At 68.5% G+C, this 17510-nt stretch carries 18 protein-coding genes; 12 read left to right on the top strand and 6 right to left on the bottom strand.

Annotated elements, in window-relative coordinates; all coding sequences use genetic code 11:
- Positions 1 to 115: 115 nt before the first annotated feature.
- The 9 genes from ACT54L_RS17900 (at position 116) to ACT54L_RS17860 (ending at position 8640) form a co-directional block, all read left to right on the top strand.
- Positions 116 to 1141: a DNA-directed RNA polymerase subunit alpha gene (locus ACT54L_RS17900; RefSeq protein WP_425532424.1), complete on the top strand. Its 1026-nt coding sequence runs from the start codon at positions 116 to 118 to the stop codon at positions 1139 to 1141.
- Between the two features lie 75 nt (positions 1142 to 1216).
- Positions 1217 to 1639 carry a 50S ribosomal protein L17 gene (gene rplQ / locus ACT54L_RS17895; RefSeq protein WP_476086995.1) on the top strand — a complete coding sequence of 141 codons (423 nt, stop codon included), beginning with the start codon at positions 1217 to 1219 and terminating at the stop codon, positions 1637 to 1639.
- 270 nt (positions 1640 to 1909) lie between these two features.
- Positions 1910 to 3307, top strand: a complete 1398-nt coding sequence (locus tag ACT54L_RS17890) for a Do family serine endopeptidase (protein WP_476087013.1) — start codon at positions 1910 to 1912, stop codon at positions 3305 to 3307.
- 12 nt (positions 3308 to 3319) lie between these two features.
- Positions 3320 to 4630, top strand: coding sequence for a replication-associated recombination protein A (locus ACT54L_RS17885; protein WP_476086994.1), 1311 nt, complete (start codon positions 3320 to 3322; stop codon positions 4628 to 4630).
- A 130-nt stretch (positions 4631 to 4760) separates the two neighbouring features.
- The gene (gene crcB / locus ACT54L_RS17880; protein ID WP_476086993.1) at positions 4761 to 5147 is read left to right on the top strand and encodes a fluoride efflux transporter CrcB; all 387 of its coding nucleotides are present in this window, start codon (positions 4761 to 4763) and stop codon (positions 5145 to 5147) included.
- A gap of 62 nt (positions 5148 to 5209) precedes the next feature.
- The gene (locus ACT54L_RS17875; protein ID WP_476086992.1) at positions 5210 to 6289 is read left to right on the top strand and encodes an RluA family pseudouridine synthase; all 1080 of its coding nucleotides are present in this window, start codon (positions 5210 to 5212) and stop codon (positions 6287 to 6289) included.
- A 200-nt stretch (positions 6290 to 6489) separates the two neighbouring features.
- The gene (locus ACT54L_RS17870) at positions 6490 to 7122 is read left to right on the top strand and encodes a hypothetical protein (protein ID WP_476086991.1); all 633 of its coding nucleotides are present in this window, start codon (positions 6490 to 6492) and stop codon (positions 7120 to 7122) included.
- The gene (locus ACT54L_RS17865; RefSeq protein WP_476086990.1) at positions 7119 to 7841 is read left to right on the top strand and encodes an HAD-IA family hydrolase; all 723 of its coding nucleotides are present in this window, start codon (positions 7119 to 7121) and stop codon (positions 7839 to 7841) included. The genes ACT54L_RS17870 and ACT54L_RS17865 overlap by 4 nt, the downstream gene beginning before the upstream one ends.
- A 34-nt stretch (positions 7842 to 7875) precedes the next feature.
- A complete protein-coding gene (locus ACT54L_RS17860; RefSeq protein WP_476086989.1) occupies positions 7876 to 8640 on the top strand; it encodes an ATP12 family chaperone protein in 765 nt (254 codons plus the stop codon).
- A 3-nt stretch (positions 8641 to 8643) separates the two neighbouring features.
- On the opposite strand, the gene ACT54L_RS17855 is transcribed toward ACT54L_RS17860, so the two are convergent.
- The 5 genes from ACT54L_RS17855 to ACT54L_RS17835 are packed head-to-tail and all read right to left on the bottom strand — an operon-like array spanning position 8644 to position 12576.
- A complete protein-coding gene (locus tag ACT54L_RS17855; RefSeq protein WP_476086988.1) occupies positions 8644 to 9405 on the bottom strand; it encodes a (5-formylfuran-3-yl)methyl phosphate synthase in 762 nt (253 codons plus the stop codon).
- Complete coding sequence (locus ACT54L_RS17850) at positions 9402 to 9968, bottom strand: DUF447 domain-containing protein (RefSeq protein WP_476086987.1); 567 nt, start codon at positions 9966 to 9968, stop codon at positions 9402 to 9404. The genes ACT54L_RS17855 and ACT54L_RS17850 overlap by 4 nt, the downstream gene beginning before the upstream one ends.
- Positions 9965 to 11392, bottom strand: a complete 1428-nt coding sequence (locus ACT54L_RS17845) for a DUF6513 domain-containing protein (RefSeq protein ID WP_476086986.1) — start codon at positions 11390 to 11392, stop codon at positions 9965 to 9967. Before ACT54L_RS17845 ends, ACT54L_RS17850 begins: the two co-directional genes overlap by 4 nt.
- A gap of 6 nt (positions 11393 to 11398) precedes the next feature.
- On the bottom strand, positions 11399 to 11965 hold the full coding sequence (locus tag ACT54L_RS17840; protein WP_476086985.1) for a flavoprotein: 567 nt from the start codon (positions 11963 to 11965) through the stop codon (positions 11399 to 11401).
- A complete protein-coding gene (locus tag ACT54L_RS17835; protein WP_476086984.1) occupies positions 11962 to 12576 on the bottom strand; it encodes an amino acid kinase family protein in 615 nt (204 codons plus the stop codon). Before ACT54L_RS17835 ends, ACT54L_RS17840 begins: the two co-directional genes overlap by 4 nt.
- 244 nt (positions 12577 to 12820) lie before the next feature.
- Here ACT54L_RS17835 and ACT54L_RS17830 point away from each other — a divergent pair, with 244 nt between their 5' ends.
- The 3 genes from ACT54L_RS17830 (at position 12821) to ACT54L_RS17820 (ending at position 15598) form a co-directional block, all read left to right on the top strand.
- Positions 12821 to 13216: a c-type cytochrome gene (locus tag ACT54L_RS17830; RefSeq protein ID WP_476086983.1), complete on the top strand. Its 396-nt coding sequence runs from the start codon at positions 12821 to 12823 to the stop codon at positions 13214 to 13216.
- A 105-nt stretch (positions 13217 to 13321) separates the two neighbouring features.
- Positions 13322 to 14071: a 16S rRNA (uracil(1498)-N(3))-methyltransferase gene (locus ACT54L_RS17825; protein WP_476086982.1), complete on the top strand. Its 750-nt coding sequence runs from the start codon at positions 13322 to 13324 to the stop codon at positions 14069 to 14071.
- 405 nt (positions 14072 to 14476) lie between these two features.
- A complete protein-coding gene (locus tag ACT54L_RS17820; protein ID WP_476086981.1) occupies positions 14477 to 15598 on the top strand; it encodes a carboxylate-amine ligase in 1122 nt (373 codons plus the stop codon).
- 18 nt (positions 15599 to 15616) lie between these two features.
- Here ACT54L_RS17820 and ACT54L_RS17815 read toward each other — a convergent pair whose 3' ends face one another.
- A complete protein-coding gene (locus ACT54L_RS17815) occupies positions 15617 to 17395 on the bottom strand; it encodes a solute carrier family 23 protein (RefSeq protein ID WP_476086980.1) in 1779 nt (592 codons plus the stop codon).
- Positions 17396 to 17510: the final 115 nt, after the last annotated feature.

The raw sequence follows: 17510 nt of genomic DNA, 5'->3' as shown, positions 1-17510 counted from the left end.
CCCGCCGGCTCTGCCGTGCGGGCCGCATGCCAGGTTCCTCCCCGTCTAGCGGGACGGGTCGGCGCCTCGATGGATCAAGTTTCGGTCGAGTGCCGCGGCCCGGCGAGAAGGCAAGGTGACGCAAGTGATTCAGAAGAACTGGCAAGAACTCATCAAGCCCGAGAAGCTGCAGGTTTCCGCCGGCAGCGACCCCAAGCGCCTTGCCACCGTGGTGGCCGAGCCGCTGGAGCGTGGCTTTGGCATGACGCTGGGCAATGCCCTGCGCCGCATCCTGCTGTCGTCCCTCCAGGGCGCGGCTGTGACGTCGGTGCATATCGACGGCGTGCTGCATGAGTTCTCTTCCATCCCCGGCGTCCGCGAGGACGTGACGGACCTCATCCTCAACATCAAGGAAGTCGCCATCCGCATGCAGGGTGACGGTCCCAAGCGCCTCGTGGCGAAGAAGACCGGACCGGGCGTGTTGACCGCGGGCGACATCCAGACCGTTGGTGACATCCAGATCCTCAACCCCAACCTGCCCCTGTGCACGCTGGACGAGGGCGCGGAGCTGCGGATCGAGTTCACCGTCAACACCGGCAAGGGCTATGTGCCCGCCGACCGCAACCGGCCTGAAGATGCGCCGATCGGGCTCATTCCGATCGACAGCCTCTATTCGCCGGTGCGCAAGGTCTCCTACAAGGTTGAGAACACCCGCGAGGGTCAGATTCTCGACTATGACAAGCTGACCATGCAGATCGAGACCGACGGCTCGATCACGGCGGAAGATGCGCTCGCGTATGCGGCTCGCATCCTTCAGGACCAGCTCGAAATCTTCGTGAATTTCGAGGAGCCCAAGCGCGAGAGCGAGACCTCGGCCATTCAGGAGCTGCCCTTCAACCCGGCGCTTCTGAAGAAGGTGGACGAGCTGGAGCTGTCGGTGCGTTCGGCCAACTGCCTGAAGAACGACAACATCGTCTATATCGGCGACCTGATCCAGAAGAGCGAGACGGAGATGCTCCGCACGCCGAATTTCGGCCGCAAGTCGCTCAACGAGATCAAGGAAGTGCTGGCCTCCATGGGCCTGCACCTGGGCATGGAAGTGCCCGGCTGGCCGCCGGAGAACATCGAAGAGCTCGCGAAGCGCTTCGAGGACCATTACTGACCCATTCACCCCGCGGCTCGAGCCGCTCAACCCATCACGGCTCGAAACGCCGGAGGCATTTAGGAGTTCGCCGTCATGCGTCACGGCAAGGTTCATCGCAAGTTCAACCGCACCTGGGAACACCGCAAGGCGATGTTCTCCAATCTGGCGAACGCGCTCATCACCCATGAGCAGATCGTCACCACCCTGCCCAAGGCGAAGGATCTTCGCCCCGTGGTAGAGAAGCTCGTCACCCTCGCCCGCCGTGGCGATCTGCACGCCCGCCGCCAGGCCATTGCCGAGCTGCGTGACGTGGCCGTGGTGAAGAAGCTCTTCGAGGTGCTCGCCCCCCGCTACAAGGAGCGTCCGGGTGGATACCTGCGGATCGTCAAGGCGGGCTTCCGCTATGGCGATTCCACCCCGGTGGCGGTCATCGAGTTCGTGGACCGCGACGTGGACGCCAAGGGCGCTGCTGACCGTGCCCGCGTCGCCGCCGAAGCGGAAGCCGCTGCGGCCTGAGGCCTCTGGGTCATCCAGCTTGGTGAAAAGGCGGCTTCGGCCGCCTTTTTCTTTGGGCAGGGGAACGAAGCGCGTGCCCTCGTTTTGGTCCATTCGGGGCTCATGGGAGGCCCCGTGCCGCGCCGCCCCGCGCCGTCAGGAGTGAGCGGACCGGCGCGGTACGCGGCGCATCCGCGCGGCGCGAATCTGCGCTATCAGTTGAAACCTGTTCCGATCGAGGTCCTCATGGGTGAGCGTTTCCTTCGTCCGGCGATCCTGGTGCTGGCGGTCATGCTTGCGATGCCTGGAATGGCCGGCGCCCAGACCGCAGTGGCCCCGGCGCAGCGCCAGGTCCCCGCGTCCGAGGATGCCATCCGCCTGTCCTTTGCCCCCGTGGTGAAGCGCACCGCTCCGGCCGTGGTGAACGTCTATGCGCTGAAGAATGTGCAGCGGGCCAATCCCTTCATGGATGACCCCTTCTTCCGGCGCTTCTTCGGGGGCGGCGGTCCCGGCGGTCCCGGCTTCGGCGGCGGGCCGGAGCGCATGCAGCGCTCGCTGGGATCGGGCGTGATCGTCGACCCCTCCGGCATCGTGGTCACCAATCATCATGTGGTGCAGGGCGCGGACCAGATTCGCATCGCGCTCGCGGACAAGCGCGAGTTCGACGCCGATGTGGTCCTGAGCGACCAGCGCACTGACCTTGCGGTGCTGCGCCTGAAGGCCGGCAAGGAGACATTCCCGAGCATCGATCTCGGCAATTCCGACACGCTGGAAGTGGGCGATCTCGTGCTGGCCATCGGCGACCCCTTCGGCGTGGGGCAGACGGTCACGCAGGGCATCGTCTCGGCGCTGGCGCGCACGCAGGTGGGTGTCTCCGACTATCAGTTCTTCATCCAGACCGACGCCGCCATCAATCCCGGCAATTCCGGCGGGGCCTTGGTGGACATGGCCGGCCGGCTGGTGGGCATCAACACCGCCATCTATTCCCGCTCGGGCGGCTCCCACGGCATCGGTTTCGCCATTCCCGCCAACATGGTGCGGGTGGTGGTGGATTCGGCCAAGGCGGGGGGCAAGGCGGTGCGCCGGCCCTGGCTTGGCGCCCGGCTCCAGGCGGTGAGCCCGGAAATCGCCGAGAGCCTGGGCCTTGCCCGTCCCACGGGTGTGCTGGTGCAGACGGTGGCTGCGGACAGCCCTGCCGGCAAGGCGGGCGTGAAGGTGGGGGATCTTATCCTGACCGTGGACGGGCAGGTGGTGGATGATCCTCAAAGCCTGAATTACCGCTTCGCCACCCGCCCCATGGGCAGCACGTCCGTGTTCCGCATCAACCGGCAGGGCAAGGAGAGCGAAGTCTCCGTATCGGTTGAGCCGGCGCCCGAGACGGTGGCGCGGGAGGAACTGGTGTTGCGCGGCCGCACCCCCTTTGCCGGTGCCAAGGTGGTGAATGTCTCCCCCGCCGTGGCCGAGGAATTGCGCATCGTCGACGGCGAGGGCGTGGTGGTGGCCGAGGTGATGGAGAATTCGCCCGCTGATGCCGCCGGCTTCCGGCCGGGCGATGTCATCATCGAGGTGAACGGCACCCGCATCAACCGCACCAAGGATCTGGAGCAGGCCACCAGGACGCCCCAGCGGGGCTGGCGGGTGACGGTCAGCCGGGGTGGCCAGACCATCACGGCCATGCTGCCGGGCTGAGGCGGGGAGGCCATGTCCAATCTGTTCGAGGCGGCGGGTCTGGAAGAGGGGGCACCGCGCCCCCTGGCCGACCGTCTACGCCCCCAGCGCTTGGACGAGGTGGTCGGGCAGGATCATCTGCTCGGGCCGGACGGCGCCATTTCCCGCATGCTGGCGTCGGGGTCTCTCGGCTCGCTCATCCTGTGGGGACCGCCGGGTACGGGCAAGACCACGGTGGCGCGCCTTGTGGCCCGGCAGAGCCGGCTGCATTTCGAGCAGATCTCGGCCATCTTTTCCGGCGTGGCGGACCTGAAGAAGCTGTTCGAGCAGGCCCGCCATCGCCATGCCCACGGCCAGGGCACCTTGCTGTTCGTGGACGAGATCCACCGCTTCAACCGCGCCCAGCAGGACGGCTTCTTGCCCGTCATGGAGGACGGCACGGTAATTCTCGTCGGCGCCACCACGGAGAACCCGTCCTTCGAGCTGAATGCGGCGTTGCTTTCCCGTGCGCGGGTGCTGACCTTTCGCTCCCTGGACGAGGCCGCCGTGGGCCGCCTCCTGGCGCGGGCGGAGGAGGTGGAAGGCCGCCCCTTGCCGCTGGACGAGGAGGCCCGCGGCGTGCTCATCCGCATGGCGGATGGGGATGGCCGGGCCAGCCTGACGCTGGCGGAAGAGGTCTGGCGCGCCGCACGGCCCGGCGAGGTCTTCACCGCCGCCGAATTGCAGGACATCGTCCAGCGCCGCGCGCCCATCTACGACAAGAGCGAGGACGGGCACTACAATCTCATCTCCGCCCTCCATAAGTCCGTGCGGGGATCGGACCCGGATGCGGCGCTCTATTATCTCGCCCGCATGATCGATGCGGGAGAGGACCCGCTGTTCCTCGCCCGCCGGCTGGTGCGCATGGCGGTGGAGGATATCGGCTTGGCGGACCCGCAGGCGCTCCTCGTCGCCAATGCGGCGAAGGACGCCTATGACTTTCTCGGCTCGCCGGAGGGGGAACTGGCGCTCGCCCAGGCCGCCGTCTATCTGGCCACCGCGCCGAAATCCAATGCGGTCTATACGGCCTGGAAGCAGGCGCTGAAGGTGGCCAAGGAGGGCGGCTCCCTGGTGCCGCCCAAGCATATCCTGAACGCGCCCACCCGCCTCATGAAGCAGGAAGGCTACGGCACCGGCTATCGCTATGACCATGACGAGCCGGACGCCTTTTCGGGGCAGGACTATTTCCCCGAAAAGCTCGGCCGCCAGACCTTCTTCAAGCCCGTGGAGCGGGGCTTCGAGCGCGATTTGCGCAAGCGGCTGGACTATTGGGCGAAGCTGCGTGCGGAGCGGAACGGACGCTGAGGCGCGGCCGCGACGGCGGTCTTGATTGTCGCATGCTGCAGTGCAAAAACATGAGGCGTTGCGCGTACGGGCCGCTTGCGCGGAGCCGAGTGCGGCGCTCACCTGTAAGAGATCACAAGCGGGGGCTTTGATGCAGTCGGCGGCGATCGTGTTTCTGGGGGCGGGGCTGGGCGGCGTGCTCCGCCACATGATGAACATGCTGGGCTTGCGGCTGTTCGGCCTGGGCGGCTTTCCCTTCACCACCATGATCGTAAATGTGACCGGCTGCTTCATCATGGGGGTGGCCACTGGCTGGTTCGCCAGCCGCTTCGGCGAGGGGTGGCCGCAGGGCCTGCGCCTGTTGCTCACCACCGGCGTGCTAGGCGGCTACACCACCTTCTCCACCTTTTCGCTGGAATTTGCCGTGCTGGTGGAGCGCGGTGACCTCGGCTATGCCGCGCTCTATGCGGGCGGCTCGCTGGCCCTGACCCTCATCGCCATTTTCGCTGGCCTGTTCCTGATGCGCGCCATTGCGTGACAGGACGCCGCCGGGGCGCTAGATGTGCGCCATTGGCGACCGTGTGACGGGGTTTGTGACCGATGGCGGTCGAGATCAAGACAGTGACGGCGGATGAGGCGGACATGCGCCTCGACCGCTGGTTCAAGCAACATTTCCCGGACCTGTCCTTCGGGCACCTTCAGAAGCTGGTGCGCACCGGTCAGGTGCGCGTGGATGGCGGGCGGGTGAAGACCTCCACCCGGCTGGCGCCTGGCCAGGCCGTCCGCGTGCCGCCGCTCAGTGCGGGCGCGGGCGATGAGGCCGAGACCGAGGGCGCGCCGGGCTTCGGCGGCATGGTCGGCCCCACGGTCGCCTCCAAGGCCGCGCCCAAGGCCGGTTCGACGGCCGCGCCCAAGGCGCCCAGCGCCCGCAAGGAAGCGGATGACCGCGAATTCCTGCGCTCCATCACCTTGTTCGAGGACAAGGACGTGATGGTGCTGAACAAGCCCTTCGGCCTAGCGGTGCAGGGCGGTTCGGGCACCTACCGGCACATTGACGGCATGCTGGAGGTGCTGCGCGACAAGGACGGGCAGCGCCCGCGCCTCGTCCACCGCATCGACAAGGACACGTCCGGCTGCCTCTTGGTGGCGAAATCGCGGCTCGCGGCCTCGGTGCTCGCCAAGAGCTTCCGCTCGCGCGAGGCCCGCAAGGTCTATTGGGCCGTGGTGCCCGGCGTGCCCAAGCCCCGCCAGGGCCGCATCTCCACCTATCTCGCCCGCGAGGAGAGCGAGGAGCGCATGCGCGTCGCTCGCCACGGCGAGGATGATGCCAGCCACGCCATCACTTATTATGCCGTGGTGGACCAGGCGGCGCAGAAGCTGTCCTGGGTGTCGCTGAAGCCGGTGACGGGGCGCACCCACCAGCTGCGCGCCCACATGGCTCATATCGGCCATCCCATCGTGGGCGACCCCAAATATTTCGACATCGAGAATTGGGAACTGCCCGGCGGCCTGCAGAATCGTCTGCACCTGTTGGCGCGGCGGCTGGTGATCCCCCATCCGCGCGGCACCGGCATGATCGACGTGTCCGCCCCGCTTCCGCCCCATATGGCCCAGACCTTTGCGGTGCTGGGGTTCGATGCCAGCCAGTACGATCCGATTCTCGAGGCGCCGGAGGCCTGAGCCGCAAGGCCCGTCCCGCATCCGGCGCCAGACCCGCGCCGGATGGTGGGGCCTTGAGCCAACCGGCGGCTGCGTTGTGCGCGGGCGGCAGTGACCCCATCTAGGGTGCGGCATCCTTCATAGGGGAGGGTGCGGATCATCGTGCGTCGGGCCCTGCGGGCGGGGGCCTGTGTCCGGGTGTGAGAGCGAGGAGTGAGTGCATGAGCCGACAGCCCGAGCTGTGTCCCGGCTGTGGAGCGGAGGTCCATCCCAAGGCGACGGAATGCCCGGAATGCGGCGCCGAGATCCATCGCCCCTCGCGGCTTCTTCCCCTGCTCGTCGGCGTCATCGGCGTGATCGTGGCCATTGCGGCCGGGGCGGGGGTGTGGGTGCTGCTTGGCCCCGCTCCGGCGCCCAAGCCCGTGGAGACCGCCGCCGCCCCTGCGCCGGCCCCCGCTCCGACGCCCCCGTCGGCAGCGCCCGCCGAGACGCCGGTTGCGCCGCCCCCCATGGCCGCCGAGCCGGCCCCCGCGCCAGATACCGCGCCCGCCGTTCCCCCGCCGCCCACCCCCATCCCCGCCGGCGACGAGACCACGCGCCGCGCCTTCGCCAAGACCACGCAGGACAATTTCGTCCAGAATGGCCTCGATCTGGCGGTGACCACGAGCGGGCCCAACCAGACCACCATCGCCATCAAGTTCAGCTTCCCGGCCAAGACGGCAGTGGAGCTGATCGTCAGCGGCCCATTCCCGCGCCAGTGCCGCGCGCGCGGCTTCACCACCATCCTGTTCACCGACACCACCGGCGTCAGCTGGTCCTATGACATCGAGACCGAGAAGCTGACCCAGAAATGACCGGCCCGTCCTCCCTTTCCCGTCCCGACGAGACTTTGCGCCTGGTGCTGTTCGATTGCGACGGCACGCTGGTGGACAGCCAGCACATGATCGTCGCCGCCATGCGCGATGCCCATGCCGCCGAGGGCCTCGTCGCGCCGCCGCGCGAGGACATCCTGTCCATTGTCGGCCTCTCGCTGCCCGAGGCCTTCACGGTGCTCTCGCGGGGGCGGGCGGATTATCCGGTCTCGGTGATGGTGGAAGCCTATCGCAACGCCTTCATGCGCCTGCGCGATGCCGAGCCGCCGGAGCCCATGTTCCCGTTTGCCCGGGACACACTCGCGTCGCTGCGCGCGGCGCCGGACGTCATCATGGGCATGGTCACCGGCAAGGCGCGGCGCGGGGTTGCGCGGGTGCTGGCCGCCCATGCCATGGAGGGGTGGTTCTCCACCATCCAGACGGCGGACGATGCCCCCTCCAAGCCCCATCCGGGCATGGTGCTCCAGGCCATGGCGGAAACCGGCCTGCCGGCCCATCGCACCGTGGTGGTGGGCGACACCACCTATGACATGGAGATGGCCAAGGCCGCCGGCGCCTTCGCGCTTGCCGTGTCCTGGGGCTATCATCCCCAGGAGGACCTGCTGGCGGCAGGCGCCGACCTGCTGGTGCACGGCTTTGCGGACATTCCGGCCGCCATCGACGATCTCATCCGCCCAACCGCGCTGACGGCGGCAGGGTGAGCCCGGACGGCCCCATCACAGGAGACGGCACGCCATGCGCGACCTCTTGAACGACCTGGAGAGCGGCCCCGATCCCATGCGCGCCGCGCAGGAAGCCCAGCGCAAGCCGCTGCCCAAGCGCTTCTACAAGGACGTGTCGGTTGGGGAGGAGCCGGAGGGCGGCTTCACCATCCGTCTCGACGGCCGCCCCGTGCGTACCCCCGCCAAGGCGCTGCTGAAGGTGCCCTCCCGGGCGCTGGCCGAGGCGCTGGTGGCGGAATGGGAGGCGCAGGGCACCGAGATCGACCCGTCCACCATGCCCGTCACGCGCCTCGTGAACGTGGCGCTGGACGGCGTGTCCCAAAATGCCGAGGCGACCGCCGCCGAGGTGGTCTCCTATGCCGGCTCGGATCTGCTGTGCTACCGCGCCGAGGAGCCCGATCGGCTGGTGGAGCGTCAGGGCTTGGCCTGGGACCCGGTGCTGGACCGCTTCCACGCCGAGGTGGGCGCGCGCTTTTTCCTCTCTGCCGGCATTCGCCACGTGGCGCAGCCGGAGGAGGCCATCGCCCGCGTGGCGGCTTTGGTGCCGCGCGACCCCCTGAAGCTGGCGGCGCTGGTCTCCATGACCGGTCTCACCGGCTCGGCCCTGCTGTCGCTGGCGGTGGCCCAGGGCTGGCTCGACGGGGAGGCCGCCTGGTCCGCCGCCCATGTGGATGAGGATTGGAACCGTGAACTCTGGGGCGAGGACGCGGAAGCCTCCGCCCGCCGCGCCGCCCGCAAGACCGAGATGGACGCCGCCGCCCTCCTGTTGCGGGCGTAAGACTCAGGCGGGCGCCAGAGGGCGATTCTCTCGTGCCCGGGCCGCCTCCGCCACCTCCCGCCGCACCGCCGCCAGGGCGGACGGATCGAGCGCTCCCGTCCGGCTGCCTGTGCACAGGGCGCCTCGGAAGCCCAGATAATCCGGCCGAAGTGGCGCAAGCACCGGAATGTCCGCCCGCCGCAGAGAGCCCGCAAGGCCGGTGAGCAGGCCGTGCTGGCGCGCCGCGTCCACGAAGGTGGCGAGCGTGGGCACGTTGAGATGGTCGGTGAGGCGCCGGCCGTCCTTGCGGGCCGTGTCGAGCATCACCCCATGAAAGCCCGTGCCCGCCACCAGCGGCACAAGATCGGTGGCCGGCCCCTCATCCGCGAACAGGACGGCGATGAGACGGGTGTCCCGCGCCAGGGGCGCCAGGGCATCGAGGCATTCGGGGAGGGCGGCGGCATCGGTCCCGGTGCGCGAGAAGCCGATCTTCACCAGCGGCACGCCGGTTGCCGCCGTCCGCGCGGTGGCCGCGCACAGCATGGCCGGCTCCAGGGGATGGTCGCCGATGGTGGCGCTCAGCAGCGGGCGGGGATGGGGCCACATGCGCCAGCGCTGGACCGCTTCGGTCAGCGCCTCCGGCGCCCAGGCGCCGAGGGCGCCGGCGGAGGGGTCCTTCAGGTCGAGAATATCCGCGCCGACCGCATAGGCACGGTTCAGCTCGGCAAGATTTGCCACGCTGGCGAGAAGGCCCGGGCGGCGGGCGGCGTCGTGCAGGGAAATCATGCGAGGCTGCGCTCCCGGAACTCGGCCACCGTCTCCATCAGCCAACCCCACGCTTCCCGCTCGGCCGGGCCGGCGGTCTTGTCCACCGCCACCGCCAGGTGCGCCAGTTCGGTCTCGATGCGGGTGAGATCGATGAGGCCGAGGCGCGACACCAGCACCGCCCCTTCCACCACCGCCGCCACCGCCCGGTTGAGGCCGGGAAAGGGGGCATGGCTCGCCTGGTGGATGACGCGGCAGCGCAGGCGCGGGCGCACAGGATCATCCTCCACCGCCACCACCTCGAACTCCTCGTGGGCCAGCGTTGAGGCCAAGCGCACGCCGGCCACCGCATCCGCCACCACCACCGGCCAGTCGCGCTTGCGGCCGGTGACGCAGCCGGCGAAGACCCGCGCATCGTCCGTGAGATTGATGACACCGCACCCCCGCGCCAGGAGATGGTCCAGGGTCCGGGAGGGTCGGAAGGGCTGGATGACATAGCCGTCCTCCACCACATGCGGGCCCATGGGCGCGACGTGGGGCACGCCTTCCGGCGACAGGGTGGTGATGATGGCCTCGCGGATCATGTGTCCTCCTCCCCCGCGGGCGCCCCACCGCTCTTCGCCAGAGTGGAGCCGGCGGCCTTGAAGGTCAGCCGGTGGGCCTCTTCCGCGCTCGCCGCCGTCTCCCCCGCCACGCCCCATTTCAGCGGCTCGTCCTGGGCATAGCGCTTGCCCAAGAGGAGCGCGATTTCCGCCCGTGCGGTCTCCACGCCAAGATAAAAAGCGTGCGCCGGGTCGTCCGTCACATCCAGGTGCGGATAGAGGGCGAAGGGCTCCTGTCCCACATGGTGGCCGTCGCGGTTGAACACGTGGATGCCCTGCTCGGAAACGGCGATGCGATAATTGCGGTCCTTCACCGAGCCGGCGAGGCGCTCCAGCTCCGCGCCGCTGGCGGCGATGGGCTTGCGGTCGCGAAGCGCCATCAGCCCGCCGCCGAAGCCCTGGGGCAGGGCGTTCGCTTCGCGTGCGGCGAAAAATTCCCGCCGCGCCCGGTCGAACTCTCGCACCGCCGTGCGGCAATGGGGGCTCACCTGCACCGCCAGAACGGCGCCGATGCGCAATTCCGAGATGATGCCCATGAGGATCGCATTGATGCCGGTGGTGTCGGCATCGGTGAGCTCGGTCACGTTGCCGATGCCCATGAGGATGGGGCATTCCGGCTTCTGCCGCCGCAAGTCAGCATAGCGCACCAGCGAGGCGGTGAAGCCGAAATGGATGGGGTCGAGAATGGGATCGGCCAGATAGGCCTGTCCCTTGGCCTCGCAGGCATCGATGGCGCGGATGAGGGACGAAAGGTCTCCGGGACGCGCGGGCACCAGCACCGGGACGGCCGGCCCTTCTCGAGCGATGGCGAGGGTGTCCTCGTTGAGGCTGAGCAGGAAGTCGGCGCCCGCGCGGGTGGCGCGGGCGAGCTCGGCGGGATCGAAGGAATCCACGCTCACGCGGAGGCCGGCCCCCTTCAGGGCGGCGACGGCTTCTTCCAGGTGTGGGAAGGGCGCGTCCGGCAGGGCACCGAGGTCGATCACATCCGCACCGTCCGCCGCCAGCGCCTGCGCGCGGGCGAGGATGGCGTCCACGGAGAGGCGGGTGGCGTCCACGATCTCGGCGAAGATGGTCACGTCATGCCGGGAAAGGTCCGTGGCGCGCCGGGCGCGGCCGAAATAGTCTGGCAGGTCGGCGGCCTCGTCCGGCCCGCGCTCGAAGGGCAGGCCGAAGCGGGTGGCGAGGCGTTCCAGATCGCCCCGGAAGCGGCCGGGCATGACCACGCGGGCGGCCCCCTCCGGCACGGTGAGGCGGCGCTCCACGATCTCGGCGGTCATGAGGGCGGCGACCTTCACGCCGATATTCACCACCACCGGCTCGACTGTATCGTCCGCCAGCGCCTGCGCGATCTGGCGCACGCGCGGCTCGGCGAGCGATCCGGTGATGAGGACGACGCGCTCGGCCATGGACGATCAGCGGGCCGGCAGGGGAGCGGCGGCAAGCTCAGCCTGCCGCGCGGCGATGGCGGCCTTCAGGTCGGCGAGGCTCTCGGCCACGCTGGTGGCCTCGAAATCCTTCAGCCGGGCGGTGTTCTCCAGGTCGATGCGGCGCGGATAGACCGGCACCGGGCCGCTGGGCGCCATGGTGATGAGTTCCGGCGCGGTGTCGCAGGCAAAGACGATGCAGGGCACCCGGCACTTGCCGGCCTGGGCGAAGCAATTGGTCACCAGCGTATCGGAAATACCGTAGACGCATTTGGCCACCGTGTTGGACGAGGCCGGCGCCACCACCAGCGTGTGATACTTGCCCTCATAGAAGAGGCCCACCGGCGCGGAACTGGCCGAGGTGTCGCGATAGACCTTGGTGGTGGGCGGCAGGGGCTTCTTGTCCTGCCGGTACATGCGCAGCACTTCCTCGGCGGCGGCGGAGACGAAGAGGTCGACATCGCCCAGCTCGTGGATCAGCTCCAGGCTCTCGGTGAAGAAATGGCCGGAGCCGGACAGGGCCCAGGCCCAGCGGGGAGACGTACCATCGCTCATGCTGCGCTCATATCGGCGATGGCCGGCAGGAGGCGGGCAAGGCTTGCCCCGTCATCCGCCGGCACGAGGGAGAGGGGGCCGTCATAGGCGGCGGCGAACCGGGGGAAAGCGGCGTCCACGAGGCCGGCTTGGGCCCAGGCGCGGGCATCGTCGGGACCACGGCGATGGGTGGCGGCGGGCAGGGCGCCGGCCGCCTTCACCAGGACCAGGCGGGGCGCCTTCAGCGCGGTGGCCAGCCAGCCGGCGAGGCTGTCGGAGGTGACGTCCCAGCTCTCGGGAATATGGGGATGGCCGATGAGCCCGTGCGCGGGAAACCACACCGCGCTGCCCCGCTCCAGGCTGGACAAATTGTCCAAGGTGGTGACCGCGCCGAGGCCTGGCGCCAGGTCCTGGAGGGCGTGGGCTGTCTGCTCCATGGCGAGGAGCGCCATGCGGTGGCAGGCCCGGTCTGACAGGCCGAGGGGCGCCTGCGCGTCCCGCACCGCATCGGCGAACGTGCCCCCGCCGGGCACGATCAGCCAGCCGGGCCTGTCAGCCAAAAGCCGGGCGAGACCAGCCATGGCACCGCCCCGCGCAAGGCTTCCTCCCAGCTTGATGACCCCCGCCAGCATGAACGAATTATCCTCGCAGGAAAAAAAATTGCGTCGGCATTCTAGAGCAGGGGAAGCCGCACTCCAAGGCACATGCGCGCCTTCCCGCGGTTCCCGGCGGCTCTCATCCACCGCTCACAGCCGCGCCTTCACCTTCCCTTGCGGCGGGAGCGACGATCGTTCGCTGCGACCGAAAGCCCGAGCGGGGCCGTCTTGGAATTGCTCCAGCCGGGTTTATGTGGGGGCAGACATTGCGGAGGCTTTCATGCGTCGCTCCATCCTGAGCATCTCCCTTCTTCTGGCCCTTGGCGCGGCCGCCCATGCGGACCCCGACATCGCCAAGGGCGAGCAGGCCTTCAAGAAGTGCGCGCCCTGCCACATGGTGGGCCCCGACGCCAAGGTGAAGGTGGGGCCGCCCTTGAACGGCATCGTCGGCGCGAGCTGGGCCCATTATGCCGATTTCAATTATTCCGACGACCTGAAGGCCGGCGCCAAGGACGGCAAGGTGTGGGACGAGGCCACCCTTGATGCCTATATCGCCAATCCCAAGGCGGTGGCGCCCCAGGGCCGCATGCCGTTCGCCGGCATCAAGCCGGCCGCCGAGCGCGAGAATCTCATCGCCTATCTCAAGCAGTTCGACGCCTCCGGCGCGAAGAAATAGACCCAGCGCCGTGCCGGCTAGATTGTGCGCGGCATGGTTGTAGGGGGCTTGCCAGCGCTGTCCGTCCGTGGTGTCCCTGCGCGGGCAACACGGCCGGGGGTGCAGATGGCGAAGTTCGATTCACGGCTCCAGCGGCTGTTCGTGCCGGACGCCCTCGCGGAGGGCGCGGAAGTCACCCTGGCCAGCGAGCAGGGACATTACGTCTCCAATGTCATCCGGCTCGGCATTGGCGACAGCCTGCTGGTGTTCAATGGCCGGGATGGGGAATGGCTCGTCCATCGCAGTGAGGGGCACAAGCGCGAGGTGCGCGTCACCTGCGAGAAGCAGATGCGGCCCCAGCCCCATGCGGGGGACCTGCAGTACGCCTTCGCGCCGCTCAAACATGCCCGCCTCGACTATATGGTCCAGAAGGCGGTGGAGATGGGCGTCTCCCGCCTCACGCCGGTGGTGACCCGCTTCACCCAGGTCAACCGCGTCAATGTGGAGCGCATGCAGGCCAATGGGGTGGAGGCCGCCGAGCAATGCGGCATCCTCTCCTTGCCCCAGGTGGACGAGCCCCTGCCGCTGGACCGGTTCCTGGCTGGCCTCGGCGACCGGGTGCTTGTGTTCTGCGACGAGGATGCGCCGGTGGAAGATCCCATCGGCGCACTGAAGAACGGCCCGGCGGGCCCCTTGAGCGTGCTGGTGGGCCCGGAGGGCGGCTTCTCGCCGGAGGAGCGGGCGCTCCTGCGGGCCCGGCCGGCGGCCATTGTGCTCTCGCTCGGGCCGCGGGTGCTGCGCGCGGATACGGCCGCCGTGGCGGCCCTCGCCTTGGTTCAGGCCTGCCGGGGGGACCTGCGCGGGCGCCCCATGTGACGCCCCATGTGACGCCCAATGTGACGCTCCGACTGACCCATCGACGGACGCACACGCCGCGGGTGCGCCGGGACCGTCCCGGCACCCGAACCCTTCGTTGCGGAAGTCATTCTCCTATATTTGGGCTGCCCGATACCGCCTATTGTTCTTTTTCACTGTCATAATTCGGGCAGGATAGGTGCGAGCGAAAACAATCCTGTGCTTCGTTCGTCGATTTGAAATATTCAAGAACCTCCTGAACTTTCCTTCATTTGCAAGGCGTCGCTGCACTGCGGGGCGAATCCCTGCGCGGCCCGTGCTGCGGCGCCACCTAAATCTCGCCGAAATTTCTCCCATCCTGTGCGAAACCGGGCGGCGCCTGGGGCGTTGATGCGTCGATTTAGGGTGTGGTCCGTAGGAGGCCCAATGACACAGGACTATCGCTTCGGCATCGAGGAGGAGTTCTTCATCGTCGATGCGGAATCCAATGCCGTGCAGCGGCGGATGCCGGCGCGGTTCTTCGATCACCTGAAGGACACCATCGGCGAGGCGGTGACGGTGGAGCTGCTTCAGTCGCAGCTGGAGATTGCCTCGAGCCCCGCGGTGCGTCCGGGCAGCGCCCTCGATGAATTGCGCGGCCTGCGGGCGCGTGCGGCGGAAGTGGCGCGCGAGCATGGGGTGGCGCTGATGGCCTCGGGCACCCATCCCACTGCCACATGGGACGGCGTCCGCCACACCCAGGCCAACCGCTATGACGGGCTCATGCACGATCTGCAGATGCTCGGCGAGCGCAACATGGTGTGCGGCCTCCATGTGCATGTGGAATTGCCCGACCCGGACCAGCGGGTGAATGTGATGCGGCGCACGCTGCCCTACATTCCCCATTTCATCGCGCTGGCCACCTCCTCGCCCTTCTGGGGCTCGCGCCAGACGGGCCTCATGGGCTATCGCCTCGCCGCCTATGACGAGCTGCCGCGCACCGGCCTGCCCGAGCTGTTCGAGGACAATGCGGAATATGAGGCCTATGTGGAGGCCATGGTCGCCGCCCGGGCCATTTCCGATTCCAGCTATGTGTGGTGGGCCATCCGGCCGTCCTCGAAGCATCCGACGCTGGAACTGCGCGCGCCGGACAGCTGCACCCGCGTGGAGGACACGGTGGCGCTCGCCGCCCTCTATCGTGCGCTGGTGCGCCATCTGGTGCGCAATCCCCATCACAACGCCCAGATCGGCGCGGTGGACCGGGCCATCGCCAATGAGAACAAGTGGCGCGCCCAGCGCTATGGCATTCACGGCTCGTTCGTGGACGTCGCCGAGCGTCGCGCCGTGCCAGTGACCGATGCGGTGGAGCGGCTGATCGCGCTGGTGGCGGATGATGCCGACGCGCTCGGCTGTCTGGAGTCGCTGCTGCACCTGCGCACCATCATCACCGCCGGCACCAGCGCCGACATGCAGATCGCGGTGTTCCAGGAGGCGCAGCATCGCACCGGCAATCGCGGCGAGGCCTTGAGCGCGGTGAAGGGCTGGCTCGCGTCCACCACGCTGCAATGATGTGTCGGGCGGAAGGCGTCAGTCGTCGAACGTCAGGTCGATGAAGGCGCGGTCCGCCCGGACGCCGGAACTGATGCGGTCCGCCAGCCGGGCCAGAAGGAAGGCCGTGAACTGGCTGGTGGCCTCCGCGTCTCCCAGAAGCGCCTCCGGGTCGGGCTGGCCGGCCGGGGAGGCCAGCACCGGCCCCTCGTACAGAACGCTCACGTCCAGCCGGGCCTCATCATAGCGGGCCGTGAGGGTGAGGGGTCCCGTCGGCTGCTGGTCGCGGGCAAATTCGGCCGCCTGCGCCACGGCGGGAATGGCCGCCTCCACCATGGCGGTGCGCGTGCCCCAGGCATTGCCTTGAAGTTCCAGGAAGCGGCGGGCCGCCTGGTAGATGTTTTCGTGCTCCCCCACCTCCATCTTGGCCTCGCGGGCAATGCCAATGCGGAAGATGAGGTTCAGCACCAAGGCGACCGAGGTGCCGAGCGTGATGGGGGTGGCGAGCACCGGGGCGGCCCAGGGCGGCACCTGCTCGGCCAGAGGAAAAATGGCCGCGCCCACGCCGGCCACCACGGACAGGCCCACCATGAAGATGCGCCGCTCGTTCAGCCGCCGGGTCAGGATCAGGGCCATGCCGTTCACCAGCATGAAACAGGCGGTGTAGAGCAGCAGGGCGCCCGTGACCGGGCCGGGGATAAGGGTCAGGAAGGCGACCGCCTTTGGAAAGAAGGCGGTGGAGAAGATCACCGCTCCGGCGGCAAAGCCGATCACCCGCGCGGTGGCGCCTGTGGAGGCGGCAAAGCCCACCGCCGTGCGCGAGACGCCGCACGGGGTCGCCGCCAGCATGCTGGCGGCAATGTTGGCGAGGCCAATGCCCGCCACGGCGCGCTCCGCCGCCAGCATGTCGGCGCGCCGCCAATCGGCGTCCTCCAGCTTCTCCAGCGATATGGTGGCGCTGAGAATGTCCAGGAGGCCGGTGACCACCACCAGCATCAGCAACGGGATGAGGTGGGGCGAAAACGCCAAGGACAGTTCCGGCGGGGAGGGCAGGCCGACCATGCTGACCGGCGCGATCAGCGCGCCGATGTCCCGATCGTCCACGCCAATCCAGCGCGCCAGAAGCCAACCGCAGGTGCCGCCGACGATGATGGCGTAGATCTTCACCTTGCGCGGCGCAAAGACGGTGATGGCGATGATGATGGCCAGGGTGGTCAAGGTGACCAGAAGCGGCGCCACGTCGATGGCGAAGGCGGCGCGATAGCCGCCAAAGGCCCGCTGGAGCCCCGAGCCGGCAAGCGAAATGCCCAGCATGGCCATGGTGATGCCGCACACCTCGGTGGGCAGCAGCACCCGCAACGGCCGGATGACGCGGGCGATCAGCACTTGTGAGACGCCCAGAAGCAGCGTTGTGAGCGCGAGGAGCCCCAGCCCGCCCAGGCTGAGGGCCTGCGAGACCAGGGGAATGGCGTTGGGGGCGGGCACGGAGACCAGGAGATAGCCGGAGCCGAAGCGGGACCGGCTGCACTGGATCATGGTCGCAAGCCCGATGGCGATCACGCTCGAGGACAGGAGCGGCTGGCGAGCCTCCAGCGGCAGGTTGGCCGCTTCCGCCGCCAGCAGGGGGTAGATGATGAAGGTGAGCGCCAGCACCGCATGTTGCAGCGACAGGGGGATCCAATCCCCCAAAGGCACCGTGTCGTCGCGCCCATAGATCAGTTCCACCGGCCGGCGGCGGATGGCCGGAAAGCGGGGCGGGGCAGGCAGAAGGGCCAGGAGGCGCTGGGTGGCGGAAGGCGAGGGCGCGTCTTTTTTCATTCCGTCCGGCTTTGGAGCAGGTGTCGCTTCTTGCTGAAACCACAAGCCTGCGACGCCGGACGCCCTCGATCAAGCCCCATCAAAGTTCAATATGGAGCGGGCCATCCCATTTGCC

The organism is Aquabacter sp. DMC10, from assembly GCF_056314145.1.
This window is presented reverse-complemented; position numbering and strand designations above follow the sequence as displayed.